At 67.2% G+C, this 25,826-nt stretch carries 24 protein-coding genes; 11 read left to right on the top strand and 13 right to left on the bottom strand.

The features are described 5' to 3' along the window. Nucleotides 1-139: 139 nt before the first annotated feature. Complete coding sequence (locus ACAM49_RS14350) at nucleotides 140-454, top strand: hypothetical protein (protein WP_369635984.1); 315 nt, start codon at nucleotides 140-142, stop codon at nucleotides 452-454. A 256-nt stretch (nucleotides 455-710) separates the two neighbouring features. Here ACAM49_RS14350 and ACAM49_RS14345 read toward each other — a convergent pair whose 3' ends face one another. The 3 genes from ACAM49_RS14345 to ACAM49_RS14335 all read right to left on the bottom strand — a co-directional run bounded on the left by ACAM49_RS14345 (nucleotide 711) and on the right by ACAM49_RS14335 (nucleotide 2,223). Then, nucleotides 711-962 (bottom strand): hypothetical protein, encoded by a 252-nt coding sequence (locus ACAM49_RS14345; RefSeq protein WP_369635983.1) that lies wholly within the window; start codon nucleotides 960-962, stop codon nucleotides 711-713. Nucleotides 963-1,049: 87 nt separating this feature from the next. Next, nucleotides 1,050-1,505 (bottom strand): Uma2 family endonuclease, encoded by a 456-nt coding sequence (locus tag ACAM49_RS14340; RefSeq protein WP_369635982.1) that lies wholly within the window; start codon nucleotides 1,503-1,505, stop codon nucleotides 1,050-1,052. 10 nt (nucleotides 1,506-1,515) lie between these two features. Continuing rightward, on the bottom strand, nucleotides 1,516-2,223 hold the full coding sequence (locus tag ACAM49_RS14335) for a GNAT family N-acetyltransferase (RefSeq protein ID WP_369635981.1): 708 nt from the start codon (nucleotides 2,221-2,223) through the stop codon (nucleotides 1,516-1,518). A 193-nt stretch (nucleotides 2,224-2,416) separates the two neighbouring features. Here ACAM49_RS14335 and ACAM49_RS14330 point away from each other — a divergent pair, with 193 nt between their 5' ends. Then, nucleotides 2,417-3,136: a TetR/AcrR family transcriptional regulator gene (locus ACAM49_RS14330; protein ID WP_369635980.1), complete on the top strand. Its 720-nt coding sequence runs from the start codon at nucleotides 2,417-2,419 to the stop codon at nucleotides 3,134-3,136. Between the two features lie 4 nt (nucleotides 3,137-3,140). Here ACAM49_RS14330 and ACAM49_RS14325 read toward each other — a convergent pair whose 3' ends face one another. The 5 genes from ACAM49_RS14325 to ACAM49_RS14305 form a co-directional block, all read right to left on the bottom strand. Further along, a complete protein-coding gene (locus ACAM49_RS14325; RefSeq protein WP_369635979.1) occupies nucleotides 3,141-3,374 on the bottom strand; it encodes a hypothetical protein in 234 nt (77 codons plus the stop codon). Nucleotides 3,375-3,505: 131 nt separating this feature from the next. Further along, complete coding sequence (locus ACAM49_RS14320) at nucleotides 3,506-4,933, bottom strand: hypothetical protein (RefSeq protein ID WP_369635978.1); 1,428 nt, start codon at nucleotides 4,931-4,933, stop codon at nucleotides 3,506-3,508. 55 nt (nucleotides 4,934-4,988) lie between these two features. Further along, on the bottom strand, nucleotides 4,989-5,147 hold the full coding sequence (locus tag ACAM49_RS14315) for a hypothetical protein (protein WP_369635977.1): 159 nt from the start codon (nucleotides 5,145-5,147) through the stop codon (nucleotides 4,989-4,991). A gap of 73 nt (nucleotides 5,148-5,220) precedes the next feature. Beyond that, complete coding sequence (locus ACAM49_RS14310; RefSeq protein ID WP_369635976.1) at nucleotides 5,221-6,972, bottom strand: hypothetical protein; 1,752 nt, start codon at nucleotides 6,970-6,972, stop codon at nucleotides 5,221-5,223. Nucleotides 6,973-6,996: 24 nt separating this feature from the next. Further along, the gene (locus tag ACAM49_RS14305) at nucleotides 6,997-8,841 is read right to left on the bottom strand and encodes a hypothetical protein (protein WP_369635975.1); all 1,845 of its coding nucleotides are present in this window, start codon (nucleotides 8,839-8,841) and stop codon (nucleotides 6,997-6,999) included. Between the two features lie 218 nt (nucleotides 8,842-9,059). Between ACAM49_RS14305 and ACAM49_RS14300 the strand changes: the two genes are divergently transcribed. Both ACAM49_RS14300 and ACAM49_RS14295 read left to right on the top strand, forming a co-directional pair. Then, nucleotides 9,060-10,298 carry an acetyl-CoA C-acyltransferase gene (locus tag ACAM49_RS14300; RefSeq protein WP_369635974.1) on the top strand — a complete coding sequence of 413 codons (1,239 nt, stop codon included), beginning with the start codon at nucleotides 9,060-9,062 and terminating at the stop codon, nucleotides 10,296-10,298. A gap of 158 nt (nucleotides 10,299-10,456) precedes the next feature. After that, nucleotides 10,457-11,368 carry a helix-turn-helix domain-containing protein gene (locus tag ACAM49_RS14295; protein WP_369635973.1) on the top strand — a complete coding sequence of 304 codons (912 nt, stop codon included), beginning with the start codon at nucleotides 10,457-10,459 and terminating at the stop codon, nucleotides 11,366-11,368. A gap of 83 nt (nucleotides 11,369-11,451) precedes the next feature. Here the strand turns inward: ACAM49_RS14295 and ACAM49_RS14290 are convergent, their stop codons facing one another. Both ACAM49_RS14290 and ACAM49_RS14285 read right to left on the bottom strand, forming a co-directional pair. Further along, nucleotides 11,452-11,673 carry a DUF397 domain-containing protein gene (locus ACAM49_RS14290; RefSeq protein ID WP_245568518.1) on the bottom strand — a complete coding sequence of 74 codons (222 nt, stop codon included), beginning with the start codon at nucleotides 11,671-11,673 and terminating at the stop codon, nucleotides 11,452-11,454. A gap of 222 nt (nucleotides 11,674-11,895) precedes the next feature. Further along, on the bottom strand, nucleotides 11,896-12,867 hold the full coding sequence (locus ACAM49_RS14285) for a hypothetical protein (protein WP_369635972.1): 972 nt from the start codon (nucleotides 12,865-12,867) through the stop codon (nucleotides 11,896-11,898). 249 nt (nucleotides 12,868-13,116) lie between these two features. Between ACAM49_RS14285 and ACAM49_RS14280 the strand changes: the two genes are divergently transcribed. From ACAM49_RS14280 to ACAM49_RS14270, 3 genes are read left to right on the top strand one after another with little or no spacing between them, the layout of a single operon-like run. Next, nucleotides 13,117-14,112: an SGNH/GDSL hydrolase family protein gene (locus ACAM49_RS14280; RefSeq protein ID WP_369635971.1), complete on the top strand. Its 996-nt coding sequence runs from the start codon at nucleotides 13,117-13,119 to the stop codon at nucleotides 14,110-14,112. A 41-nt stretch (nucleotides 14,113-14,153) separates the two neighbouring features. Further along, on the top strand, nucleotides 14,154-15,707 hold the full coding sequence (locus tag ACAM49_RS14275) for an ArnT family glycosyltransferase (RefSeq protein ID WP_369635970.1): 1,554 nt from the start codon (nucleotides 14,154-14,156) through the stop codon (nucleotides 15,705-15,707). A 33-nt stretch (nucleotides 15,708-15,740) separates the two neighbouring features. Beyond that, complete coding sequence (locus tag ACAM49_RS14270) at nucleotides 15,741-16,748, top strand: SGNH/GDSL hydrolase family protein (RefSeq protein ID WP_369635969.1); 1,008 nt, start codon at nucleotides 15,741-15,743, stop codon at nucleotides 16,746-16,748. On the opposite strand, the gene ACAM49_RS14265 is transcribed toward ACAM49_RS14270, so the two are convergent. The 3 genes from ACAM49_RS14265 to ACAM49_RS14255 all read right to left on the bottom strand — a co-directional run bounded on the left by ACAM49_RS14265 (nucleotide 16,721) and on the right by ACAM49_RS14255 (nucleotide 18,727). Then, complete coding sequence (locus tag ACAM49_RS14265) at nucleotides 16,721-17,176, bottom strand: ABA4-like family protein (protein ID WP_369635968.1); 456 nt, start codon at nucleotides 17,174-17,176, stop codon at nucleotides 16,721-16,723. The two genes, ACAM49_RS14270 and ACAM49_RS14265, sit on opposite strands and share 28 nt — an antisense overlap. Further along, entirely contained in the window at nucleotides 17,173-18,099 is a 927-nt protein-coding gene (locus ACAM49_RS14260; protein ID WP_369635967.1) for a hypothetical protein, read from the bottom strand. Before ACAM49_RS14260 ends, ACAM49_RS14265 begins: the two co-directional genes overlap by 4 nt. Nucleotides 18,100-18,178: 79 nt before the next feature. After that, nucleotides 18,179-18,727, bottom strand: coding sequence for an LppP/LprE family lipoprotein (locus tag ACAM49_RS14255; RefSeq protein ID WP_369635966.1), 549 nt, complete (start codon nucleotides 18,725-18,727; stop codon nucleotides 18,179-18,181). A 92-nt stretch (nucleotides 18,728-18,819) separates the two neighbouring features. On the opposite strand from ACAM49_RS14255, the gene ACAM49_RS14250 reads away from it, so the two are divergent. The 4 genes from ACAM49_RS14250 to ACAM49_RS14235 all read left to right on the top strand — a co-directional run bounded on the left by ACAM49_RS14250 (nucleotide 18,820) and on the right by ACAM49_RS14235 (nucleotide 25,706). Continuing rightward, entirely contained in the window at nucleotides 18,820-19,296 is a 477-nt protein-coding gene (locus ACAM49_RS14250) for an Lrp/AsnC family transcriptional regulator (RefSeq protein WP_369635965.1), read from the top strand. Nucleotides 19,297-19,457: 161 nt separating this feature from the next. Then, a complete protein-coding gene (locus ACAM49_RS14245; protein ID WP_369635964.1) occupies nucleotides 19,458-22,943 on the top strand; it encodes an indolepyruvate ferredoxin oxidoreductase family protein in 3,486 nt (1,161 codons plus the stop codon). Nucleotides 22,944-23,084: 141 nt separating this feature from the next. Beyond that, nucleotides 23,085-24,155 (top strand): Glu/Leu/Phe/Val dehydrogenase, encoded by a 1,071-nt coding sequence (locus ACAM49_RS14240; RefSeq protein ID WP_369636006.1) that lies wholly within the window; start codon nucleotides 23,085-23,087, stop codon nucleotides 24,153-24,155. Between the two features lie 30 nt (nucleotides 24,156-24,185). Continuing rightward, nucleotides 24,186-25,706 carry an amino acid permease gene (locus ACAM49_RS14235; protein ID WP_369635963.1) on the top strand — a complete coding sequence of 507 codons (1,521 nt, stop codon included), beginning with the start codon at nucleotides 24,186-24,188 and terminating at the stop codon, nucleotides 25,704-25,706. The last annotated feature ends 120 nt before the right edge of the window (nucleotides 25,707-25,826 follow it).

Genomic DNA, 25,826 nt, shown 5'->3' with positions numbered 1-25,826 from the left:
CACGGCGGCGGCGAGTCCCGGCGACTGTCTCTGGGCGGGAACGGCACACGCCCAGGGCTCGACGGTGGTAGCCGGTGGATGGACATTCAACTGCGGGACAGGGCCTTCCGGTGCACCACGCTGGTCTCGTGGTGCGGCTGTGGGGACGGCGAGCACGGTGGCGAATCCCGGCGCCATCACGAACCCGGCCGGGTTGTTCAGCGCCGGAGCCATCCAGCCGGGGACCGAATACAACGACTACTGCGTAGGCTCTCAGCTGATCGACGGCAACGAGGCCATGTATGAGGCCGTATCCGATGGCGGACAACTATTTTGGAAGGCTGCGGGCCCCATCTCGCGTTGGACCTTCGACGCCGGTACCGGCCCGGCACCGAGGTTGCAGCCCGCGCAGGTCTGCGACCCCGGCCCCACACTCTGGCCCGACAACCCGTCTCCCTGGCCCGAGACAAGGTAATCAGCGGAGCAATTCGATCCGTGGCTCGATCAGACGAAGCTCATCTCGGCCAGGCCGAGCTCTCGGTGTTGTGGGCGGCATTTTCGCTGGAGATACACCACGACCAGCTCGAACAGACCGCGCATAACGGACACCTTCCCAGCAGACTGCAGCCCCCACTTCGCCTCGCCCTGTCTACTGACGCCTCCACACACCACAAATAGCCCAACAGCAATCGTTGAGCAAATGAGACCTGTCGCACCACCGTCAACTCTGCTCAATAGCTTTGCGAAAAGTCGAATGGCACGCAGCGTCCGGTGTCACCGTTGGTCCAACCGAAGAGAATGCCGTCGGTCAGGAAGCATTCGCTCCCGTTCGGCACACACTGACCATTGGTATTGAAGACCGCGGCACCGTCATTGCACTTCGTACCCGGCGGCGGCGCGGCCTGGGCATCCCCCGCCGAAATCAGTGCCGCTCCGAGCGCCGCGATACCGACACCGGCAAGGCGCGACGAGATATGAAGCATGGCAATACCCCTATTCGCATCGAGTCCGACCTGACCCCGCACACCCTATTGCCTCCACCCCCGCCCGTTGGACATCGCCCGCCGAGATCACCTGTCGGAAAGAGCGGTTGGGTCAGCGGACCCAATCCAGGAGTAGACCGGTATCCCGGTGGCGGCGTATGCCCGAGGCTTCTCCTGTCGGTCACGGCGTTCGGTGTCCTGATCGTCGGAAGTCACCTCGACGACCATCAACACCGGAGCCGGATCAGCCCATTCACCCTGGCCGACAAAGGAATCAGCACCCGCGAGGGCTCCGTCCGGACGGGCGCGGCCCTTGCGGTACCTCTCGACCTTCAACCCTTGTTCAGGCGTCAGGAACAATTCCGGACGGGCCACCACAAAGATCCGGATCAGCCACTGGATGATTCGGGCGTGGTCCCCATCCGGCATTGCCTTGGCGGTCAATTGTCCATCGATGACCTCGAGACGCACACCTTCCGCAATACGATCGGCCGCCCGCGCGAGTTCCTCGAACTCCTCTATCGTCATGAGCGATTCGGGCACGGCGGTGATATTACGGGGCTTGGACGAAGGTTAGTTGGGAGCGTTTGCGGAGGGTGAAGCCGAGGGTTTCGTAGAGGCTTATGGCGGTGGTGTTGTGGGCTACCGCGTGGAGGAAGGGGATGTCGCCGCGGGCGCGGATGCCGGCGCCTACCGCGCGGATCAGGCGGGAGGCGAGGCCGCGGCCGCGGAAATCGGCGTCGGTGCAGACCGCGCTGATCTCGGTCCAGCCTTGGGGGCGCAGGCGCTCACCGGCCATGGCGATCAGTCGGCCCTCGGATCGCAGGCCCAGGTAGGTGCCCATTTCGATGGTCCGGGGCGCGAACGGGCCCGGCTCGGTGCGGGCGATCAATTCGAGGATCTCGGGGACGTCGGCGGTGGTGAGCACCTCGAGGTCGGGGTCGTGGGCGACGCGCAGGCCGCTGCCGTCCATCTGCAACGACTCGATGGTGTCGAGTACCGTCCAGCCCTCCGGCGGTACATGCCCGTGGCCGCGCAGCGCGGTGACGCCGCCCGGGCCGAGCAGGGTAGCCAGATCGGTCCAATCCCGCTCCTCCAGCACGGGCGGATGCCCGAAGAACCTGGCGACCTCCGGGTCGTAGCGCCCGATCCGCCCCTCCCACGCGGCGAACCGCCGGTGCACACCCCGCAACGACGACCGCACCGGGTCATCCAGCGGGTGCAGCGAGATTTCGACATCGATGGCCGACTCCGTGGTCAAGGCACACTCCTCCGCATCAGGCGTCCGACCACAAGACGTTAGCGGGGCGTACGACTACCCGAACCGGTTGCACTCACTCGGATTCCGATACCCGTTGCCGCTCAACGGTGCTGAGCATGCGACACCGCATCGATCACGACGTGAGCAGTGATCACAAAGTGTTAGATTGGGCGGAAACGACGAAGGGCGGACCATGGCGGGCACGGCGACGGGTGGGGTGACCAGGCGTGCCGAGCGTCGTGCGGAAACCATCGCGGAGATCAAGTCCCTCGCGCGGGAACAGCTCGCGGACAACGGGACCGGCGGCCTCACGCTGCGCGGCATCGCGCGGTCCATGCGCATGTCGCCCGCGGCGATCTTCCGATACTTCGACACCCAGTCGGCGCTCATCACCGCGCTGTGCGTGGATGCTTACAACTCCCAGGCCGATGCGATAGCCGAGGCCTTGCGGACGCCCGGCCGGTCACCGGCCGACCAGTGGCGGGCGGTCTGTGTCGCGACTCGTCGCTGGGCCCTGGCCCATCCCGCCGATTACGCCCTGACCAATGGCACGCCCATCCCCGGCTACCAGGCACGACCGGAGGACACCGGCCCGGCCGCCGGGCGCATCATGGCATCGGTCTCCTCCGTCTACATCGCGGCAATCGCCAGCAAGGACGCCGATCCGGCCGCGACGGCGGTCCCCGCGCTCGCATCCGGCCCCTTGCTGACGGCGATGCTCGCCGGCGCGGACCTGCCCGACAGCCCGGTCCCCGGCATCATCCTCAATGCCTGGTCGTCGATCCTCGGATTCATCTCCGCCGAGATCTTCGGCAGTCTGCGAGACCTGGTGTCCGACACCGACACCCTGTTCGACGCCCACGTCACAACCGTCATGAACGGCATGGGATTCACGACCGGCACCGAGGGCTGATCCCTCAGGCGGGTCCGCGGCGACGGTGGCGGCCCGCCGTGAGCGGGGACGTCAGGGCCGGGGCGGGGAGCTGGTCGGTGGGGGCGTCCAGGAGGCCGCGGAGGTAGTCGCAGAAGGCCTCGATCGACCCGTAGCGGGCCAGTACCTCGTTGATGAGTCGGCGGACGCTCGCCGCGGATATCGGCTCGGTCGGCTCGCTACCCCTGACTTCGCCGCTGTCGCGGCCCGACAGTGTCACGCTGGGCATTCTGCATCAAAGACCGCGATTCACCTCCGTGCCTCGGGGACCGATCGCGCCAATTGCCGCCGGTACGCGCCAATTACCGCAGATCCTCGTCCGAATCGACCGCTGAGCGGCACTCGAGCGGGTCAGGGGAGGTTGCGGAGGATGAAGTCGGTGATGGTTGTGCTGACTGCCTCTGGGCGGCTGTCGAATTGGTGGGTGGCGGCCATGTTGACGTCGGTGTGGGTGTAGTTGTCGAGGTAGATGGTGTCGGAGGGGAAGAGGGGTGCGGCTGTGCCGATCCAGGATTTGGTGCCGATGGTGGTGAGGACCGGGCGTTGGCGGATGCGGTCGCCGAAGCGGATGGGGGCGAGGTCGCCGGTTCGGGTTCCGGTGAAGGCGGATTGGATGTCGATGAGGAAGCGGGGGGCGAAGTAGGGGTCGAGGAAGCCGAGGGAATCGCCGGGGGCGGCGGCCAGGGTGGTTGCCAGGTCGTGGATGCTGACGACCTCGGATCCGGGTGGGGCGTAGTCGATTCCGTCGAGTTGGTCGTAGTCGCGCCAGGTGTAGAGGGCGGTCTTGTCGGTGGGGACCATGCGCGGGCCGCGGCCGGTGACGGCGCTCAGCGGTGAATCAGGGTTGTCGGGCCAGGGTACGGTTTTCGCGGTCACCGGGCCGCCGTCGAGAACGCCGAGGCCGAACTGCATCGGGCCGATGTTGAGGGTGTGGTCGCCCAGCAGCATGCCGAGCAGGGCGGTGTTGGTGAATCGGTAGTCGCGCAACGCATTACCGCCGCCGAACAGGTCGGCATAGGTGCCCGCGAAGGCGAGGCGGGTGGAGATTTCGTCGATCCAGTCCGAAGGCAAGCGGCGGTGCAGGTCGGTTTCCTCGTCCGGGGCGTAGTGGGCGGCTGCTCCCCGGACGGCGAGCAGCGTGAAGAAACGCGGTTCCACATACGGGATTCCGGTGAAACTCACCGGCAGGATCCCGGCGTGCAAGGCTGCGACCTGCGCCTGATACGACAGACCTCCGCCCAGTCCGGCGAATTCGCGAAGCGCCGGAACCGACTGCAGGGCAAGCGGATCGGTGGAGATCAGTGAGTCGATGCCCAGGAATGCCGCACATTGGTTGTATCCGGCGTTCTCCTCGCCGCCGCCGAAATCCCAGGCCGCGAATGCCCCCGCGACCAGGCCGCCGTCGGAGGTGCCACCGCAGAATGCCTTGGCGCGCCGGATGTTCGGGTCGGGTAGCTCGCGGCTGAGCACGGTGTGCATGTCCTCGACATAGCGGGCCAGACCGACGTCGGCGAGCCAGCCCAGCTCGGCATTCGAATGGAATCCCGCGAAGCGGTGCCCTTCGACGACTCCGTTCCCGTAGTAGTAGTCGAAGGCGACCCGGCCATCGCGCGCGTCGGCGGCCGCGCGCAGTCCGGTGTCATCGAACAGGCAGGTGGTGCGGCGCGGCTGCGACCACCATTCGATGCGCTTGCCGTGTGCGCCGAGCGCGTTAATCGTATTGCGCGCCGCCAGCTCCATGGAGGTCGCCCCCAGCCACGCACCGACCTCCGACAGCACTACCGCATCCGCCAGCTGCGGGTCGGCCGGTCCGGAAGCGGGCCGGTAGCGCAGGTTATTCGACCCAATCGCAGGCGGCCGGATGCGGCAGGCTGCCCGCGGCCAGCGGGTCGAACAACCGGACATGGCTGACGGTGATATCCCCGTCCGCCTCCACGACCGTCTCGGTGCGCACCTCGTCGGACACCGGTGCGGCGAACGCGTGAATCGGCATCAGCGCCGCACACAGAGTCGGTATCACCCAGTGCGCGAATCTCTTTCGCGTGACCATGGTTCCTTCGCAGTCGTCAGCGGCGGGTCAGTTCGACCAGCGCGTCGGCGGGCGTCGGACTGCCGTCGTTCGACGGCGCGCCGCTGAACGGGAAGTCGAGATGCCGCATATTGGTGAGATAGGTGGTCGGTTCGGCGTCGATGCCGAAGATCGAGGCCAGCTGCCACAGTCCGCTGGCCAGCCGGACGTACGGCACCCGGGACAGATAGTCGGGATGCCACAGCGCCGCGAGATCACCGGTCTTCGAGCCGAGCACGCCGTACACGATGTCCATCGCCGTGCGGACCGTGTCGTAGGGCGAGCCCACCGCGAGTTCGCCGCCACCGAAGTAGTACGCGAATTGCTCTATGTCGCAAACCTTCTCCTGCGGCGTCGCGAACGGCTGACCGCCCGCATCCGGGGCCGCCGGTTCCTCGGCGAGGGTGTCGTAGTTGCGCCAGCCGTTGAGCCGCCCGGCCGGATCCGCGGGCACCACCTGCGGCCGCACGATCGTCCTGAGCTGGGGGCCGATCATCGGCAGATCGGTGAACCAGGACAGCGGCACCGGCAGATTCCGCTCCACGACCGGTCCGTCATAGCTGCCGAGCCCCGCGGAGAACGGCGTGGGATTGGTACTGCTGTCGATCAGCGACGCGAGCATGGCCTGGTTGGTCAGCCGCCAAGTCCGGAAGTCGGGTTCGACGGGCCGGAACAGATCCCGGGAATACAAGGCGGACAGGCCGATATCCCACGCCGGCGCCCGCGGCAGGCTGCGCGGAATGTCGCTTTCCGCCGTCGGCTCGAAGCGGGCGGCGAGGCCCGCGATGCTCACCAGCTGGAACAGCGTATTGGTCTCGATCCCGTTCAGTCCGAGCAGCGCCTGCGCGATGCCGGTGAGCGCGGGATCGACCAGGCCGAGATTCACCGCGTAGGGCAGCAGACCGGAGCCGAGCAGATCCGTGGCGGCCTGGTAGGTCAGCCCCGTCAGGTGGTCGACGACCCACTTCAGCGCGGGCACCCGACCCAGGTCCGCGGGGTCGAGCTGCATCGGCGCGTCCAGCACCCACAGTCCCGCGACCTCGTCGTATCCGGCGTGCCCGGCGAAATCCCAGGCGGCGAAGTAGGCGGTCAACGGGCCGCCCAGGGAATGACCGCCCAGATAGATCTTCTGCTTGCGCACAGCGGGATCCGGGATCTCCCGGGCGTTGATGTACTGCCAGTCCTCGACAATGGATCTGACGCCGAGATCCTTCAGGAACGCCTGCTGACCGACCGGAACGACGCCGCCGTAGGTGCGCCCGTCCACGGTGCCGCCGTGGAAGTAGTAGTCCAGGGCGACCCGATAGTCGCGCCGGTCGACGGCGGCGACCATCCCGGTCCGATCGTCGAGGCAACTGGGCCGCCGCTGCATCGCCCAGAACTCACCGTGCTTGCCGGTCCGGGCCAGGGCGTGCAGGGTGTTCTCCGCGATCGGCCCCAATGATCGTGGCCCGCCGATGAATCCGGGCTGCCCGGAGTAGATGACGTCCGCGTCGGCCGGGTCGTCGGGACCGTCGGCCATGCGCAGCCGCAGATACGACAGGGTGTCGCAGCGTGCGGGATGCGGCCCGGCCGAGGCCGGAAGCGGTGCGGCCCAGGTGACTTCGCTGATAATGAGGTCGCCGCGTCTATCCAGGACGGTCTCCTGACGGTCCGGCGACCGCTCCGGTTCCGCGTGAGCCACGGCCGTGCACAGCGCGCCGGTCGTCATGGTCGCGGCGAAGAGCGCGATGGCAATGGGCGCACGCATTCGAACCTCCTCGTCTCCCAGAACTCAATGCCCGCCCGAACCGGAGCCACGCCCGTCGTCGGCACTGCCGGTGACGCCGAGCGGCAACAGATTCGGCGGATCGGAGCTACCGAACGCCGGCGGTGTGCCCGTCCCCTGCGCCGGTCCGGGTGGCGTGTTCACCAGATCCGTGATGTAGCTGGTGATCCGGGAGCTGTACGGATCGGGCCCGCCATTGTTCTGCACCGGTGCGGCACTGCCGATGTCGTAATGCACCGGCCCCTCGACGAATTCGGTGTTGTTGGGAAACAGCGGCGACACCAGCGCACCCTCGAGGCTGTCCTTCGACCAGATCGTCAGCGACGGCAGCGCATTGGCCTCGGCGACGTGCTGGACGCCCGACAGGTCCTGGCTGCGCGCGCCGAACCAGATCATGATCTGGTTCGCGACAGTCCATTTCAGCGCCATGTACGGGTTGGCCCAGCCGAGCGGGCTGCCGACCTGCCGGGCGAAGTAGTCGATATCCACGAAATGCTTGGACGGATCGGCATACGGCAGCCCGTCCAGCTCGTTGAACTTGCGCCACGTGTACAGCACAGTGTGGTCGGTGGGGCCGACGCGATTCGTGGTGCCGGTAATGGTGGCCAGATACTTACCGAGGATCGGGATGTTCGGCAGGATGTTCCCCGGCAGGGGCGCTTCCTTGAGGACCACCGGCCCGCCGTCGAGCACACCGACGCTGTACGGCGGGTAGGGGATGTTCACCGCGGTATTGCCCACCAGCTCGCCGAGAAACGCCCGGTTGGTGAATCGGAAGGTGTCGATTCCATTGGTGCCCAACAGAATATCGGCCCAGTTGTTGGGGAAATTGACCCGCAGGCTGATGTTCAGGAATATGTCCCGCATCGCCAGCTTGTTGAGGTCGGTTTCGTCATCCGGCTGATAGGTGGCCGCGATTCCGGCAATCGAAACGAGCGTCCACCAGCGCGGGCTGAACATGAAGCCCAGCGTCGGGGTCGTCGGGAAAAGCGCGAGCCGATCGCCACCGGGCAGGTTGACGCCGAGATGGAACAACGCCAGATAGATGTTGTAGACTACGGTGGCGACCGCGCCGATAATGTCGCGGGCTACCGGAATACGTTGCAGCCCAGCCGGATCCACCGTCGGCACCGCCTCCGGAGTGATCAATGCCCGGCACTGCCGGTACCCCGGATCACCGTTGAAATCCCAGGCGGCGAACGCGGCTTCCCACAACCCGCCGTCCGAGGTGCCCAGGCAGAAGGTGCGGTCCTTGCGGAATACGGGATCCGGCAGATCTCGGCTCAGGATCGTGTACTGATCCCGCATGGTCTGTGCGAGCGCCATATCGGAGACCTCGGGCATATCCCAGTCGGCCTTGAAGCCGCCGAACTTCTTGCCGTCGATCTCCTTGCCCTCGAAGTAGTAATCCCACGCGAGGTGGTAATCCCGCGCGTCATTGGCGGCCTGCAGCCCGGTCCGATCGAACATGCAGATATTGCGCGGATGGACGGCCCAGAACTCGGCCTTCTTACCGGTGTCCCGTAATTGGTGTTCCAGATTGCGGGCCAATCCGTCCAGGCTGTATCCCGCCATGAGCGCCGCGGGCTGGCCGATGATCACGGTATCGGCCTGTTGCGGATCCTCCGGTCCGTCCGCCAACCGGTAGCGCAGGTAGGTGATGTAATCGCAGGCCGGGGAATGCCGGGCCGCGCTCGGCGGCAGCGGCGCGTACCGGGTCACCTCACTGACGATCAGACCGTCGCCCGTCTGCACGACACGCTCGGTGCGTTCCGGCGGATCGGCTTGCGCGGGTGCCGCGGTGATCGGAAGCAGCAGGGCTGCGAGCACCAGAATGGAGAGCCTTCTCACCGATTCCTCCGGAGCGACAACGCGATTGGATCCCGGGCCCACACAACCCGTGGCGTCAAACCGTAAGCCCCGCGACCGGAACCGCGGTTGCCCCGGACCGCCACAGCTTTGACTCGAGCGGACAACGGCGGCGGCTCGAATAAGCGGCCACGAGTGACAGCGGCGGTACGCTCGCGTCGAAATCACAGGGAGAACAGCCAAATCGAGGGAGAGCGTTGATGACTGAGGCGTTTGTACTCGGTGGTGTGCGGACACCGTTTGCCCGCTATGGCGGGTCGCTGTCGCATCTACGGACCGACGATCTGCTCGGGATGACCATGAAGGGGGCGTGTGAGCGGGTCGGGGTGGGGCTGGAGCAGATCGAGGACATTGTCGCGGGGTGCGTGAATCCGGCGCACGAGGGAATGGGCGATGTCGCGCGCTGGGGTGCGCTGGCGGCGGGGTTCCCGGACAGCGTGGCGGGGGTGACGATCAATCGATTCTGCGGATCGTCTTTGAGCGCGACAATCAATGTGGCGCACGCGATCAAGGCCGGGGATCTCGGTGTGGGAATCGCCTGTGGCGTCGAGTCGATGTCGCGGTCGGGGTGGGCATACATGAAGGGGGACTCGCCATTCGGGCCGCGCGGGCCGGTGATTCTGCTCGACACCATGTGGGCCGGAGCGGGCGGCCCGGCGAATCCGGCTTTGCTGGCGCGTAACGCCTATATCGGGATGATCGAGACCGCGCAGAACGTGGCCGACCGCTACGGGCTGACCCGCGAGGAGATCGACGCGTTCGCGTTGCGCACGCAGCGAAACGCCAAGGCCGCCAGGGATTCCGGCCGACTGGCCAAGGAGATCATGCCGGTCGAGATCGCCGCCACCCGCAAAACACCGGCACGACTGTTCGAGCACGACGAGTTCATTCGCGACACCACCGCCGAGCAACTCGCGGCCCTGCCCGCGCAGCCCGGCACCACGCAGATGACCGCCGGGAACTCGACACCGCTGACCGACGGGGCCAGCGCGCTGGTCCTCGCCTCGGGCGAACGCGCCGCCCAACTCGGCGTCGAACCGCTGGCCCGGATCGTGTCCTCCGCGGTCTACGGCATCGATCCGCTGTACATGGGCCTGGGCCCCGCCTGGGCGCTGCCGCTGGCCATCCAGCGCGCTGGCCTGACCCCCGAGCAGATCGACGTCTGGGAAGTCCACGAGGCCTTCAGCGCCCAAGCCCTCGGCGTCCTGCGCGAACTGCCGAACCAGCTCGGCGGCTTCACCATCCCCGACGAGAAGCTCACCCCCAACGGCGGCGCCGTCGCCATCGGCCACCCCTTCGGCGCCACCGGCGCCCGCTACGTCCTGACCCTGGCCACCGAACTCCGCGAACGCAACGCCCGCTACGGCGCCATCGGCGTCTGCATCGGCTCCGGCCAGGGCGTAGCCATCGTCCTCGAAAACCCCTCCGCCACAGCCTGACACCATCGGCGCACGCCGGATCGGATCGGGTCTTCGGGTGAGTCTTTCACCGCGCAATCCCTCATATTGGCGTGATTCCAGGGCTGATTCAGGGTGTGAGCGGGCGAAGCTTGACTCTTGTGAATCAAGGTGATTCGATCTGAATCATCATGGTTCCAGTGAATCGACCCGCAGAGGGCGCGAGCATCGCGGCGGTTAACGCCGCGAGTTCGGTTGCGCGCCACTCGCGCCCGGCCCAGCAGTTGGGTACGGAGCTGCGACGGTTGCGGGATATCGCTGGAATCTCGGGGCGGGAGTTGGCGAAACGGGTCGGGATCAGTCAGTCGACGCTGTCGCGGATCGAGGCGGGGACCGTGGTGCCGCCGCTACCCCAGGTGCTCGACTGGGCCAAAGCGGTTGGGGCGGAGGCGGATTCTCAGAGTTCGCTACGCACGCTCACCGAGGCCGCGCACTCACCCGAGGTGCGCGATTGGACGACTTCGCTAGCCGGCCGCCCGCACCTACAGGACGACGTCCGGGCCTTCGAGGAAGACGCGCACGTGGTGCGGAACTTCCAGCCCGCTCTGGTGCCCGGCCTACTACAGACCGCTGAGTACGCCAGACGGGTGTTCGCCACCTTCGATCCACCCTATTCGCCCGATGCCGCCGCGGCCGCGCTCGCCGCGCGACTGGATCGCCAGCGGGTGCTGTACGACCCCGCGAAGCAGTTCGAATTCCTGATCACCGAAGCGGCCCTGCGCTTTCGGCCCGGCCCACACCGCGTGCTGCTGGCCCAGCTGGACCGGATCATTTCGATCGAGACCCTCGATACGGTCACCATCGGGGTGATTCCGCAGGACATCGAGGCCAGTACCACCATTCCGCACGGTTTCGTGATCTACGAGAACGAGGATCACGCCCTCGCCTCCGCCGAACCGATCCCGGGCAGCATGGTCACCCGCGGACCCGAACTCGTCGACGCCCACCGCCGCCGCTGGGACGCCCTGACCCGAATGGCCGTCTTCGACGTCGAAGCCCGTTCATTCCTCAGCGACCTCCGGGATGAAATCCACCGTGTCGCAACCGATTGACCATTTTCCAGCGGCCGTCGAGGGGTCGGCCGCACGTGGGGGTGGTGGTGTCGCAGCAAACCCGCTGCGACACCACCTTCACGTCAGTCGCCGAAGTCGAACTCACCGGCCCGGACACCCGACGTGAACGCCCGCCACTCGGAGCGCGTGAACCACAGCGTCGGGCTGTGCCGATCCTTCGAGTCACGCACCGCGATCTGACCTTCGTGGTACGCGACCTCGACGCAATCGCCGCCACCGTAACTGAAACTGCTCTTCGCGAACCTGGGGCCGCAGTGACCCCCGCGAATCATATTGCGGTTCATGGCATTCATTCCTTCCCCCCGAGGGCCACTCCCCATGGCCCTGCTGGTGTATCGTTTACGACTGCAACAGTGCTATCCGAACCACCGGTAGCGCAACCGAATTCGACAGGTCCTGCGCGCCGGCACATCGAAATGCTCATGAGCGCAACACTACGGCGACCCACCGACAACTTGCGTTGCCCGGATCGCACGTACGAGTCGCACCTGCGATATGTAATTTTGCTATGCCTGGGCCCAGCCTTTCAGTAGGAACAGCGGTAGGAACTCGGACGGCACGAACAGCCGGTCCTCCGGCAGTGGGATCTCGATATACCGGTGTGGCGCAAGCAGTTTGCCGTCCGTCGCGTTCAGGTCGATGACCCAGCGATCGGGCCCCGTGCGGACGGTGTGCCCGCCCCGCTTGGTCACCCGGCCCAGGTAGCGGAGTTCGAACGGCAGCAGCCGCAGCGGGTCGGCGGTCTCGAATATCCCGTCGTGGGCGGCGCGGGCGGCCTTGACCGACTGCCGGGCGGCATCGAGCCGGGGATCGCTGATCGGTTGCCCCGGAACGGGAACGGCCTCGGTCAGGACCGCTTGCCTGCGGAACGGATCGATATTGGGCCAGATGAAATACGGCGTGACGAACCCGCCCGCGAGCAGTCGCTCGTTGTAGGTCAGCGGATGCGGCTGCCCCTTGGGGACATCGACATTGAGGTAGCAGAGGAAGCGGCCGTACCGGTCGATGACGTCGGTGGCGAAGGCGAGGAAGAAGCGGAAGTCCTCCAGCGTCGCGCCCTTGTCGGTGCGGTCCTTGTCGACCAGGCCCTCCAGCGCCTTCGTCGCCACCCCGGCGTGCTTGGCGTGATTGGCCGCGCAGCCCGGCCCCAGCCGCGCCTGCAGGTCCGCCAGCAGGGGTGCGGCCAGCGGCGGATCGAACGGCGGCGTCCCCGCCGCGAAGGGATCGTTCAGGAAGTCCGCCCACCGCGGTGATCCGATGGAGCGGAAGGTCTTCGGCGCGTCCGGGAGCGTGAAGCTCACCTCCGGCGCGTCCATGCCGAGCAGGCGGGTACTCACATTGCCCGCCGGATCGATGGAGACGGTGTCACCGTCGTGCACCGCCCTGGCGACGGAATCGACGGTCCCATCGGGTGCGCGCCCGAGGCCGGCGTGCGCGACGGTGAGTCCGCTCTGTGTCTGTTCGACTGCCTTGGACATGATGGTCTTCTTTCGAGCGGGAGTACTGCCGCCGCTCCGAGAAGCGGCTTGATCTCATCATGGCCCCGCTTCCAGCAGCGATAACGCGTAGCCAACTACCCGAATCGACGCGTAGCCGGGTCGGCGGATCCGAGTATGTGCCCAAGTAATTCGGGGCTTCCTGTCCGAATCCCGCCCACCGAGCAACCACTTGCCCATAAAGTGAAACGGCAATATTTTGCTTACCCGTAGGCGTGACGAGGATGTGCATTGACCAGTTCCTGGACCCCGGGCAGGGTGTTTCACCTGCTGCGACTGGCCGCCGTCGGCGTCCTCGCCGCGGCGGCGTCGGTGGGTACGGCCGATGCCGATCCCGCCCCGGCACCGGGACGCACGCTGGTCGCGCTGGGTGATTCCTACACGGCCAACCCGGCCTGCGATGCCATTTTCGTGAAATGCGTGGACCCGGACGGCACGGGTCTGCGCGCCTGCCTGCACGGCCCGACCTCGTGGCCCGTCCAGCTCGGCGCCCTGATGGGCCTCGATTCCGAAGACCTCGAGAACAATTCGTGCTCGAGCGCGACGATCGACACCGGTCCGACCACCTCGACCGGCGAATCGGTGCCGGGCCGCGACGGATACACCCTGGCACAGGAGGCGCTCGCCGCCGCCAAGGACGGATCGTTCGGCCCGCGCACCCGCGTGGTCGCGATTCAGCTGGGTTTCAACGACGCCTGGCCCAAGGGCGGCGCGGTCACCCCCGCGGCATCGAGCGTGTTCACCTGCGTGTTCGACCTCCTGCGGGGCTGTGACGAGAACGCGGTCGCCGAGGACCGGTGGCCCGATCCGAACGCGGTCACCGGCCCGGCCTACGCCGACCGCATGCGCAAGGTCATCGAGTACGTGCGGTACTACGCGCCCAACGCGAAAATCGAACTGGTCGGTTATCCCGAGGTGATGCCCGCGGGCGCCGGACAGTGGTGCGCGGACTTCCTCGGGACCGCCCGCTGGGTCCAGCCGCGGGCCCGTGCCATGGTCGAGTACTGGAATCGCCTGCAGGATGCCGAGCGCGATGCCGCCGGTTTGCTGGGCATCGATTTCGTCGATGTGAAGGCGGCGACCGCCGGACACGACCTCTGCTCCCCCGATCCGTGGTTCAACGGCTTCCTGGATCCGCAGCACGGCGGCCTGCCCTTCCACCCCTCGGCCCGCGGCGACGCCGCCGTGGCCGCCGCCGTCTACGGCCATGTCGCACAACCCAACTGAGTCGCCCCGGGCCCGGGCCGAGCACCGCCATCGGAGTAGCAATGACGCTGACCTACACCCCTGAATCCGAATCGACCTCCGCGCCACCGCTTTTCGCTTGGCGGGGCGTCCTGCTGGTATCGGGCCTGATCACGCTGGCCTGGTCGGTCTCCGCGGCGCGGTTCCAGCTGGCCGGTGACGAGCTGTACTACCTGGCGTGCGGGCGGCGGCTGGCGGTCAGCTATGTCGACAACGGTCCGGCGATTCCCCTGATCGCCCGGCTGTGCGATCTGCTCGCGCCCGGATCGGTTGTCGCGCTGCGGATTCCCGGGCTCCTGCTGCTGATCGCGGTGTCGGTCCTGACGGCTGCGGTGGCCTTCGAATGCGGCGCGCGGCCGCGGTATCAGCTGCTCGCCGCGGCGGGTTACGCCGCCTCGCCGTTCATCTTCGCCTACACCGTGCTGGACAGCGTCGCCTTCGACGTGGCCTGTCAGGCATTGATCGTCTGGCTGCTGGTCCGCTGGGTGCGCACCCGCCGCGACCGGTTGCTCATCGCGGCGGGTGTGGCCGCGGCGATCGACGTGCAAGACAAATGGCTGGTGCTGATGCTGGGCGCGTGTGTCGCGTTCGGCGTGCTCGTCGCCGGACCCCGGGAGATCCTGCGCCGCCCCGCCCTGTGGGTCGGGCTGCTGATCCTCGCGGCCGCGATGACTCCCGCGCTGCTCTGGCAGGCGTCCCACGATTGGCCGCAGCTGGCGACCAACCGGGCCATCGCCCAGGAGACGGCGGGCAGCGACGGCGGCCAGTTCGGCACCGTCATCGCGATCATGGTGGTCACCGGATTCCTCGGCGGCGGACTGGGTGTGCTCGGCCTGTACGGCCTGGCCCGCTCGCCGAAGCTGCGGCCGTATCGATTCGTGGTGGTCGCCGCCCTGGCGATGGTGGTCCTGGTGGTGGCGTCGCACGGCCGCTCCTATTACGTCGCCGGGATCGTGCCCGCGATCTTCGGCGCGGGCGCGGCCGTGTTGTCCGGATTGCTCGAAACCCCCGGCGCACGCTCCTCATTGCGGCGGCTGTTCACCGGCCTGACCGTGCTCACCGCGATACTGGCCGCGTTCCTGGCCATGCTGCCCTACCCGAAGAGCTGGATCGACGTACCCAACGGCACCTACTGGGGCTTCCTGCAGCACTACGGCAATGACGACTGGGCCGATCTGGCCGACGCGGTGCACACGGTGGCCGTCGGCCTGCCGCCCGCCGACCGGGAGAGCGTGGCCGTGGTCGCCGAGGCCTACAACGAGGCGGGCGCCCTCGACCAATACGGCCGCTCCCAATGGATTCCACCGGTGTACAGCCCCAATCGTGGCTTCGCGCAATGGGGTCCGCCGCCGGACTCGGCCACCACCATCCTGTGGGTCGGCTACAACGACGGTCCCGAACAGCGCGCCCTTCTCGCCAATTTCGCCCACACCACGCCCGCGCTGCGGATGGACAACCCGCTCGGCATCGCCGGCCAGAACCATCACGTCACCGTGTGGATCTGCCGCGATCCACTGGTACCCGTGTCGATTGCGTGGCCGAAGTTGACCTATATGGTTGTCCCACCGGCGTCTTGAGTGAGATAGCCGACACATTCATAGAGGATTTGCATGATCAATTTCAGGACCCGCGGTCGAGCCGTGTTCCCGCTCCGGCTCGCCGCCGCCGTCGTCGTGCTCGCCGCGACCGGCTCGATAGGCACCGCAGCCGCCGACGACCCGGCCCCGGCGGCCGGGAAAACACTGGTGGTACTGGGCGATTCGTTCGCCGCGAACCCCGCCTGCGATGGTGTCCTGGTCAAATGCGACGGCAACAATGACGCCGCGTCCCACGAGTGCCTGCACCGCGACACCTCCTGGCCCGTGCAGCTGAGCGCGCTGATGGGCGTCGCCCCGGCCGATTTCGAGAACGCCACCTGCACCAACGCCTCGATCGACAGCGGCCCGGTGACCTCGACCGGGCAGAAGGTTCCCGGCCGCGACGGGTACACCCTGTCGCAGCTGGCGATCAAGGCCACCAAGAACGGCGCGTTCGGACCGCGCACCAAGGTGGTGGCGATCCAGTTGGGCGCCAACGACGAATGGCCCCGCGACTCCGCCACCGCCGCCGACGCACCCACTCAGCTGGCCTGCGCGTTCAACACCACCGAGGGCTGCGATCCGGACGCGGTGGCCCAGGGCCGCTGGCTGGACCTGAACGCGGTCACCGGGCCCGCCTACGCCGACCGCATCCGCAAGGTCGTCGAGTACATCAAGTACTACGCCCCGAACGCGGCGATCCAGCTGGTCGGCTATCCCGAACTGGCCCCGGAGAGTTCGGCCACCTGGTGCCTCGACATCATGGGCGTCTACCGCTACGTGCAGCCGCGCGGCGGCGCCATCACCGCCTACTGGAATCGCATCAACGACGCCGAACGCGAAGCCGCCCAGATCCTTTCGATCGGGTTCGTGGACTCCCGGGTCCCCACCGCCGGCCACGGCCTGTGCTCCCCGGACCCCTGGCTGCTCGCCGTCATGGATCCCCGGGTCAGCCTGGTCGGCCTGCCGTTCCATCCCACGCCCCGCAACGACACCGCCGTGGCCGCCGAGGTCTACAGCCACTTGGCCTCGACGCGCTGATCCCGCACCTCCGAGGTCTTCTTCAGTTCGCGGACAACGAGATACGACAGCAGTCCGATCGGCGAGAAGAAGATGGTGAGGAACAGGATCGGTGAAGTCACGAACGCGGAGACGCGGCGCTCGCGGCTGTCCAGGTAGATCCAGCGGCCGATGAACAGATCGAAGCCGATCAGATGAGACCAGGTGGCGGCGGATCCCGGTGCGCTGCCCAGCAATTCGGTCAGGGTGGTGAGATCCGGGCGGGTCATGGCGGTGAAGAACCGGGAGAAGTGCGGAAGCATGATGACCAGGTAGATCAGCAGCGGTGGGACCGCGATCAATGGCGAGGCAACGAGTTTCGCGGTCCACCGATGCCCCGGGGCGAAGATCATGGCGGCCCAGAACGGTGCGGCCAGCCAGAAGACGAGGTTGAACAGGGTGGTGGTCATCGGCGCACCGCCCAGGTCGTGGCGGCGGCGGTCGCGGCGGCGATGACGGCCAGCGCGATGAGGGTCGGCGCGTGCGGATGAACTATCGATTCGCCTCTTAGCGCCTGCCAGGTAACCAATCCCAGCAAAGCCGTGTACGCGCCGGTCGCGACGGTGACGAGTGCTGCTCGCGTACGCACCTCACCGAACGGCCGCGAGCGGTGCGCGAGCAGTTCGAACGCGATGACGATCAGTGGAATCACCTGCAGGGCATGGATTCCCACGAAGTGCGGAATCCGCAGGTCGCCGCCGACGGTGCTCCATCCGAGCAGCGGCAGTCCCGGCCCGCCGTCGGCCAGGCCCACGGTGTGCGCGCCCGAGATGGTGCGGGGGACGTCGTGCTGCCCCGCCTTGGGCCCGACCATCAACAGCCCCAACGCCATTCCGACGAGGGACAGCACGGTTCCGTAGCGAAACGCGAGGTTGCGCGCCCGATCCGGGCCGGGGTTGCGGAACAGCACCACCGCGATCACCGCGGTGGCCAGCCACAGCGCGCCGATCGACGCGGCCATCACGTACCAGATGGCGCTGTTCAGCGGCGAGCTCACATTGAAATGGCTGGTGGTTCCGCGCACCACCTGAATCACGATGGCGACCATCTCCACGGCCAGCATGACCGCGGCGGCGATCCCGGCCCACTCGGCCAGCCGGCGCCCCCTGGGTAGCTGCGGGATGAGCCAGGCCCAGGTCACCGCGTAAATCAACACGGAGAGAGCGAATTTCGCCGGTTTGTCCCAGGCGGGCAGGCCGGTGATGACCCGATGGTCGAACACCATCCCGCCCACGGAGAACACCAGCAGCGCGAACATCGCCGCCGCCAGCCACAGCAGCGGGAGATGCCAACGCGATCGAAGGGGAACAGGGGTGACAGCCGCGATACTCATAGTGGATAGCGTAATTATCGATAGTTTCACTGTCCATAATGAGCTCGCGGCAAATACCCGTTCCGACCGGTCAGTTTGTTTAGGCGTGCGGCGGGAACTGCCCGTCCGCGGTGACCTTCGTGCCGTTCAAGGTGAAGGTGACGACGCTCGGCCCGCCCTTCGGGCAGCACATGGCGTCATTGTCATTGAGCCAGTGATAGGTCAGCGACAGACTGGTCCGCGTCTTGCCGGTGATCATCGTGTACATGTACGGATCCGAGGTCGCGGTGCCGAGGTAGGTGCCGTTGGTGAAGAACAGCACGTGGGTATAAGGGTGGTTGACGTTCGAGCTGACCTCCAGCCACGACAGCACCCCGTCGCAGCCCGAGGAGATCTTGTCCTCACTGGCCTGCCCGGTCTGCCACTTCCCCACCGGCGGCGGGGACAACTTGGCGATCGCGGCTTGGGCGAGACCGGAATTCACATCGAAGCACAGTCCGTGACCGCTCCCGTTCGGCGCGGCCTGCTGCTGGGCCGCCGCCGGAACCGTGGTCGTCGCGTCCCCCGTCGACGAATTGCTCCCGCAGCCGCTGACCGCGAGCGCCAGCCCGGCCGCCGCCGAAATCACCGCCATCGACCTGGCCTTCATGAATCCCCTCCGGTCTCGCTTCACGCCCTGATCATCGAGCAGGCCGGAACGCACGTTATCGGGAGGGGTGCGGCCGGGTGCGAGAATGCGGTATGAGCATCAAGATCGACCGGCTCGATTCCGCGCTGCTGGCGGAGCTGGCGACCGATCCGCGCGTGCCGATCCTGGAGTTGGCGCAGCGGCTGGGGATCGCCCGGAACACGGTGCAGGCCAGGATGAAACGGCTGGAGACGGCCGGGGTGGTGCGCGGCTATCCGCCGGATGTGGATCTGGAGGCGATCGGGTTCGCGGTGCACGCGTTCCTGGGCATCGAGCTGAACCAGAACAAGATGAACGACATCGTCGAGGCGCTGCGGGCCTTCCCGAATGTGCTCGAGGTGCATGCCACCACCGGCCGCAACGATCTGCTGGTGCGGATCGCGGCGCGGTCGCAGCCGGATCTGCTGGCGATCATCCAGCGCGTGCACGCCGTTCCGGGCGTCAAGCACACCGAGACCATGCTGGCGCTGGCGACGCCGATCGAATACCGCTCACTGCCCCTGGTCGAGCATCTGACTCGAGCAGAATGACGCGTACGTCACAGTGTTGTAGATCACTTTTGAGCAGTCTGATCAACTTTTCGCGCGTCTGTTGACACAGATCACTCCCCACGGCAGATTTCGCTGCACCGACCGCTGGTCCCTTCCATTGCGGCTCACGATCTGGGCCGTGGAGAGTGTGGTGACTGTTCATGACCGACGTTGCCTGTGCGCCTGTACGACAGGCCGAGCCGGCTGCGCCCTACGACCTCGCCGACCGCTATCGGTCGGGTGCGGGTCCGGTCCTGCTGACCGGTGTGCAAGCCATCGCGCGACTGCTCGTCGAGCAGCATGTGCGCGATATGCGTAGCGGCCACCGCGTGGCCACCTTCGTTTCCGGGTACCAGGGCAGCCCGCTGGGCGGCGTCGACAAGATGCTGCTGGGCATGCCGAATGTGCTGGCCGAGCACGACATCGCGTTCGTGCCGGGCTTCAACGAGGAACTCGCCGCCACCTCGGTGTGGGGCAGCCAGGCGGATCTGCCCGCCGGGACCGCGACACACGATGGCGTGGTGGGTGTTTGGTACGGCAAGGGGCCGGGCGTGGACCGGGCCACCGACGCCATCCGGCACGCGAACATGTACGGGGTGAATCCGCGCGGCGGCGTGCTGCTGCTGGTGGGCGACGATCCGGCGTCGAAGTCCTCGACCGTGCCCGCGGTGAGCGAGCGGTCGCTCGCGGCTCTAGGGATCCCGGTGCTGTTCCCGCGCAATGCCCGCGAGATCATCACGATGGGCATGCAGGGTGTGGCGCTGTCACGGGCCTCCGGATGCGTCGTGGCCTTGAAGATCGTGGCCGATGTCGCCGACGGCGCGTGGACGGTCGATTCCTCGGTGGCCGAGCTGCCGATCGAGGTGCCCGAGATCCAGTGGGACGGGAAGACTTTCGTCTACCGGCAACGGCCGATGGCGGCGCCCGCCGACAGTGTGCTGGCCGAGGCCGATCTGTACGGGCCGCGCTGGGCGACGGTGCGCGCGTTCGGGGCGGCCAATGATCTCGATGTCATCGAGGTGGATCCGGCGGGGGCGCGGATCGGTATCGCGGCCACCGGCACCACCTTCGACGCGGTCCGGCAGGCGCTGGTTGATCTCGGCGTCGACGAGGCGGCCATGCACCGCGCCGGAATTCGCTTGCTGCGCATCGGGATGCCGTATCCCGTGGGCGCGCACCGGGTGCTGGAGTTCGCGCACGGGCTGGAGCAGGTGATCGTGGTCGAGGACAAGACCGCGTTCATCGAGACGCAGATCCGCGAAATCCTGTACGGGACAGCGGATGCGCCGCGGATCATCGGCAAGCTGGATGCGAACGGCATGCCGCTCATGCCGTTCGACGGCGAGCTCACCGCCGGTCGGCTGCTGGCTCCGCTGCGCCGGGTGCTGCGCGATCACATCGAGTTGAAAAAGGCTCCGCCGCCGCCGCTTTCGCTGGAGGTGCTGTCGGCCAAGCGGACGCCGTACTTCTGCAGCGGCTGCCCGCACAATCGCTCCACCGCGATTCCGGAGGGCTCGATCGGCGGTGGCGGCATCGGCTGCCACACCCTGGTGACGCTGTCCGGGCGCAGCGACAGCGCGGTGACCGGGCTGACGCAGATGGGCGGCGAGGGCAGCCAGTGGATCGGGCAGGCGCCGTTCACCGATGTGCCGCATCTGTTCCAGAACATCGGCGACGGCACGTTCTTCCACTCCGGGCAGCTGGCCGTGCAGGCGTGCGTGGCCGCCGGGGTGAACATCACCTACAAGCTGCTGTGGAACGAAGTCGTAGCCATGACCGGCGCGCAAGACGTCGAGGGCGGGCTGACGGTCGCGAAGCTGACCCACAAGCTCACCACCGAGGGCGTCAAGCAGATCATCATCTGCGCCGACGAACCCAAGCGGCACAATAAGAAAGCGCTCGCCAAGGGCACGCTGCTGTGGCATCGCGACCGGCTCGACGAGGCGCAGAAGCTGCTGCGCGAGGTCAAGGGCGTGACCGTGCTGATCTACGACCAGCACTGCGCCGCCGACGCCCGGCGGCAGCGCAAGCGGGGGACGCTGCCGGTGCGCAATACCCGTGTGGTGATCAACGAGGCGGTGTGCGAGGGCTGCGGCGATTGCGGCACCAAGTCGAACTGCCTGTCGGTGCAGCCGGTGGAGACCGAGTTCGGGCGCAAGACGCGCATCGACCAGACTTCGTGCAATACCGATTACAGCTGCCTCGATGGCGATTGCCCGTCGTTCGTGACCGTGGAGGTGAACCCGGAGGCCAAGGGGCGCAAGGGGTCCAAGGCCGCCAAGCGGAAGACCGCCGAACCGCCGACGGTGGCCGATCCGGGTCTGGGCGCACCGCTGGGTACACAGAACGTGCTGATCGCGGGCATCGGCGGCACCGGCATCGTGACGGTCAACCAGGTGCTGGCGACCGCCGCGTTGCGGGCCGGGTACCCGGTGGAGAGCCTGGACCAGATCGGGCTGAGCCAGAAGGCCGGTCCGGTGCTGTCCCACCTGCGGTTCGCCACAACGGAATTGGAGCCGTCGAACCGGCTCACCCCCGGCAGCGCGGACTGCATCATGGCGATCGACCTGCTGGGCGCGGCCGATCCCAAGAACCTCCAGTACGGCAACCCGGAGGCCACCGTCGTGGTCGCCTCGACCAGTCAGACGCCGACCGGTGACATGGTCTACGACAAGTCGGTCACCTACCCCGAGACCGGATCGCTGCTGGATCGTCTTGCGGCGGTGTCAGATTCGATGTTCTCCTTCGACGCCCTGGCGGCCGCGCAGCAGCTGTTCGGCAATACCGCCGCGGCCAACTTCCTCATGGTCGGCGCGGCCTTCCAGACCGGTGGCCTGCGACTGCCCGCCGCGGCGATCGAAGAGGCGATCACCATCAACGGTGTCGCGGTGGCGGCCAATATCGCCGCCTTCCGCTGGGGCCGGGTGGCCATCGCCGACCCGGACGCCTTCGCGGTGGCGACCGAACCGGCCGCGGCGCGGCGTGCCGCCCGCGCGGTTCCCGCGGAACTGCTGGCGGGCACCGATTTCCACGGTGAGGTGCGGCGGATCGTCGAGCTGCGCGCCGCCGAACTGGTCGGCTACCAGAACGCGAAGGTCGCCCGCCGCTACATCGACACGGTCCAGGCCGCATGGACCGCCGAACGCGCGGTCACCGACCGCACCGACTTCAGCGAAGCCGTGGCCCGCGGCCTGTACAAGTTCACCGCCTACAAGGACGAGTACGAGGTAGCCCGTCTCCTGGTCGACCCCGCCTTCCTCGACGAGGTCAAGGCCCAGGTCCCCGACGGCGAAAACCTCACCTACAAACTGCATCCCCCGGTCCTGCGGGCCCTCGGCCGCAAGAAGAAGATCGGCCTCACCCCCAAATCCCATGTGGCCCTGAAACTCCTCGCCAAGGGCAAGTCCCTGCGCGGCACCAAACTCGACCCCTTCGGCTACGCCCGCGTCCGAAAGGTCGAGCGCGAACTCCTCTCCCACTACACGGAGATGATCCACCGCCTCGCCTCCGGCCTGACCGACCAGACCTACGCCACCGCCACCGAGGCCGCTGGCCTGCCCGACCTGGTCCGCGGCTACGAGGACATCAAGCTCGCCAACGTCGAGCTCTACCGCACCCGCCTCCGCGAACTCGGCCTCGACGGCTGACCACAAAACCGAAACACACTCTCCGGTCATTTTCGGAATGACACCCGTCATTCCGTGATGTCCGGTGCTCACCGCCGCCACCATGCGGCACCCACCAGCCGCCACAAGCGGCGACCAGGAAAGGAATCGATTGTGACCGCAATGCACACCGAGGCACGGGTTTTCGGGCGCTCGCAGGAGTTGAGCGGGCGACGGCACGAGCAGGTGGTGTTCTGCGAGGACGACAAGAGCGGGCTCAAGGCGATCATCGCGATTCACTCGACCACGTTGGGGCCCGCGCTGGGTGGGACGCGGATGTACCCGTACGCGAGCGAGTCGGCGGCGCTGGATGATGTGCTGCGGCTGTCGTGGGGCATGACGTACAAGGCCGCGGCGGCGGGGTGCGATCTGGGTGGCGGCAAGGCCGTCATCATCGGTGATCCGGCGGTGGACAAGAGCGAGGAGCTGTTCGTGGCGTACGCACGGTTCGTGGAATCGCTTGGCGGGCGGTACATCACGGCGGGTGATGTCGGCACCAACACCGATGATCTGGATACGATCGGCCGCTACACCGGCTATGTGACCGGCCGCAGCAAGGCCGCGGGCGGGTCCGGCGACAGCGCGCGGCTGACCGCACTCGGCGTCTTCAACGCCATGCGCGCCGGGGCCGAATCCGTTTGGGGCGCACCGACCCTGGCGGGCCGCACGGTCGGCGTCGAGGGCGTCGGCAAGGTCGGCAACGAGCTCATCCAGCTGCTGCTCGCCGACGGCGCGGAGGTCTGCGCCACCGACGTGAACCAGGCCGCGCTGGAACGCATTTCGAAGACCAATCCCTCGGTTCGACTGTTGAGCAATGTCTCCACCGCTCCGGTCGACGTCTACGCCCCCTGCGCCCTCGGCGGCACGCTCACCGCGTCCTCGGCCGAGGCCATCGAGGCGAAACTCGTCTGCGGCGCCGCCAACAACCAGTTGGCCACGCCCGCGGTGGAATACGCCCTGAACGAGCGCGGCATCACCTGGGTCCCGGATTTCGTGGCCAATGCCGGCGGACTCATTCAGGTGGCCGGTGAGCTGCGCCAGGCGGCGCCGGCCGAGGTCGAAGACGCGGTGAGGGGCATCTTCGACCGTTGCCGCGACATCATCGCGGAAAGCAAGGCCGAGGGAATCGGCACCGGCGCGGCGGCCAACAGGTTCGCGGAGCGGCGTCTGGACGCCATTCCGCGGGCCCTCTGATCGCCGTAGTTTTCAGAGAGGAGACGCAAAGTGGCGTTCGCGAGCGGAGTGTTCCGCACCAAGTCCGTCGAGCAATCGATCAGGGATACCGATGAGCCGGATTCCAAGCTACGCAAGGACCTGACGGCGAGGGATCTCACCATCTTCGGTGTCGCCGTGGTCATCGGGGCGGGCATCTTCACCCTCACCGCCCGGACCGCGGGCACGGTGGCGGGGCCCTCGGTCTCGCTGGCCTTCGTGTTCGCGGCCATCGCGTGCGGATTGACGGCGTTGTGCTACGCCGAATTCGCCTCGACGGTGCCGGTGGCGGGCAGTGCGTACACCTTCGCGTACGCCACTTTCGGCGAGGTCATCGCCTGGATCATCGGGTGGGACCTGATTCTCGAGTTCGCCCTCGCGGTCTCGGTGGTCGCCAAGGGGTGGTCGCAGTATCTCGGCGAGGTACTCGGCAATGTGGTGAATCCGGTCGCACACGTCGGGTCGATCTCCTTCGACTGGGGCGCGGTACTGATCATCGCGATCGTCGGCGTGCTGCTGGCCACCGGGACCAAGCTGTCCTCGCGCGTCTCGGCCGTCGCGGTCGCCATCAAGCTGGCCGTGATCGCGCTGGTGCTGGTGGTCGGCGCGACCTACTTCAAGGCCTCCAACCTGAGCCCCTACATTCCGCCGTCGCAGCCCTCGGAGCAGGCGGGCGGCGTGCACCAGTCGCTGTTCTCCTTCCTGACCGGTTCGGGCGGAACAACTTTCGGCTGGTTCGGCCTGCTGTCCGCGGCCTCGCTGGTGTTCTTCGCCTTCGTCGGCTTCGACGTGGTCGCCACCACCGCCGAGGAGACCCGCAACCCGCAGCGTGACGTCCCGCGCGGCATCTTCGGCTCGCTGGCCATCGTGACCGTGCTGTACGTGGCGGTCTCGCTGGTGCTCACCGGCATGGTGCCCTACACCGACCTGGCCAATGGAAACGCCACCCTGGCAACGGCTTTCGCCCTGCACGGCGCCACCTGGGTGAAGAACATCATCTCCATCGGCGCGCTCGCGGGCCTGTCGACGGTGGTCATGGTCATGTTCCTGGGCCAGACCCGGGTGCTGTTCGCCATGGCCCGCGACGGCCTGCTCCCCCGCGGCCTCGCCCACACCGGCAAGCACGGCACCCCGGTCCGGCTGACCGTCATCGTCGGCGTCGTCTGCGCCCTGCTGGCCGGGTTCGTGGACTTCGGCACGCTCGAGGAAATGGTGAACATCGGCACCCTGGTGGCGTTCGTCCTGGTCTCCCTGGGCGTCCCGATCCTGCGCCGCATGCGCCCCGACCTGAAGCGCGGCTTCCGTGTCCCGCTGGTCCCGCTGATCCCGATCCTGGCCGCCCTGGCCTGCCTGTGGCTGATGCTCAACCTGTCCATCGAGACCTGGCTGCGCTTCGTGATCTGGATGGCGATCGGCGTCGTCATCTACTTCGCGTACAGCCGTTCGCATTCGGTGCTGGGCAAGCGCGGCACTCCGGAGTCCGCCCCCGCCCAGGAATCCATCCCGTCACCCTCACCGGACCCCGTCCCCTAGCCTGGTTCGACCAAGATCAGGGAGCTCTCACACCGGAATTTCGCCCGAATTCCAGCAGTGAGAGCTCCCTGATCTTGTTTCGGGGGGTGGTGGGATTCGGGACATTGGTCAGTGTCGGGG

Origin of the sequence: Nocardia sp. JMUB6875, assembly GCF_041154655.1 — a bacterium.
Classification (GTDB): Bacteria; Actinomycetota; Actinomycetes; order Mycobacteriales; family Mycobacteriaceae; genus Nocardia.
This window is presented reverse-complemented; position numbering and strand designations above follow the sequence as displayed.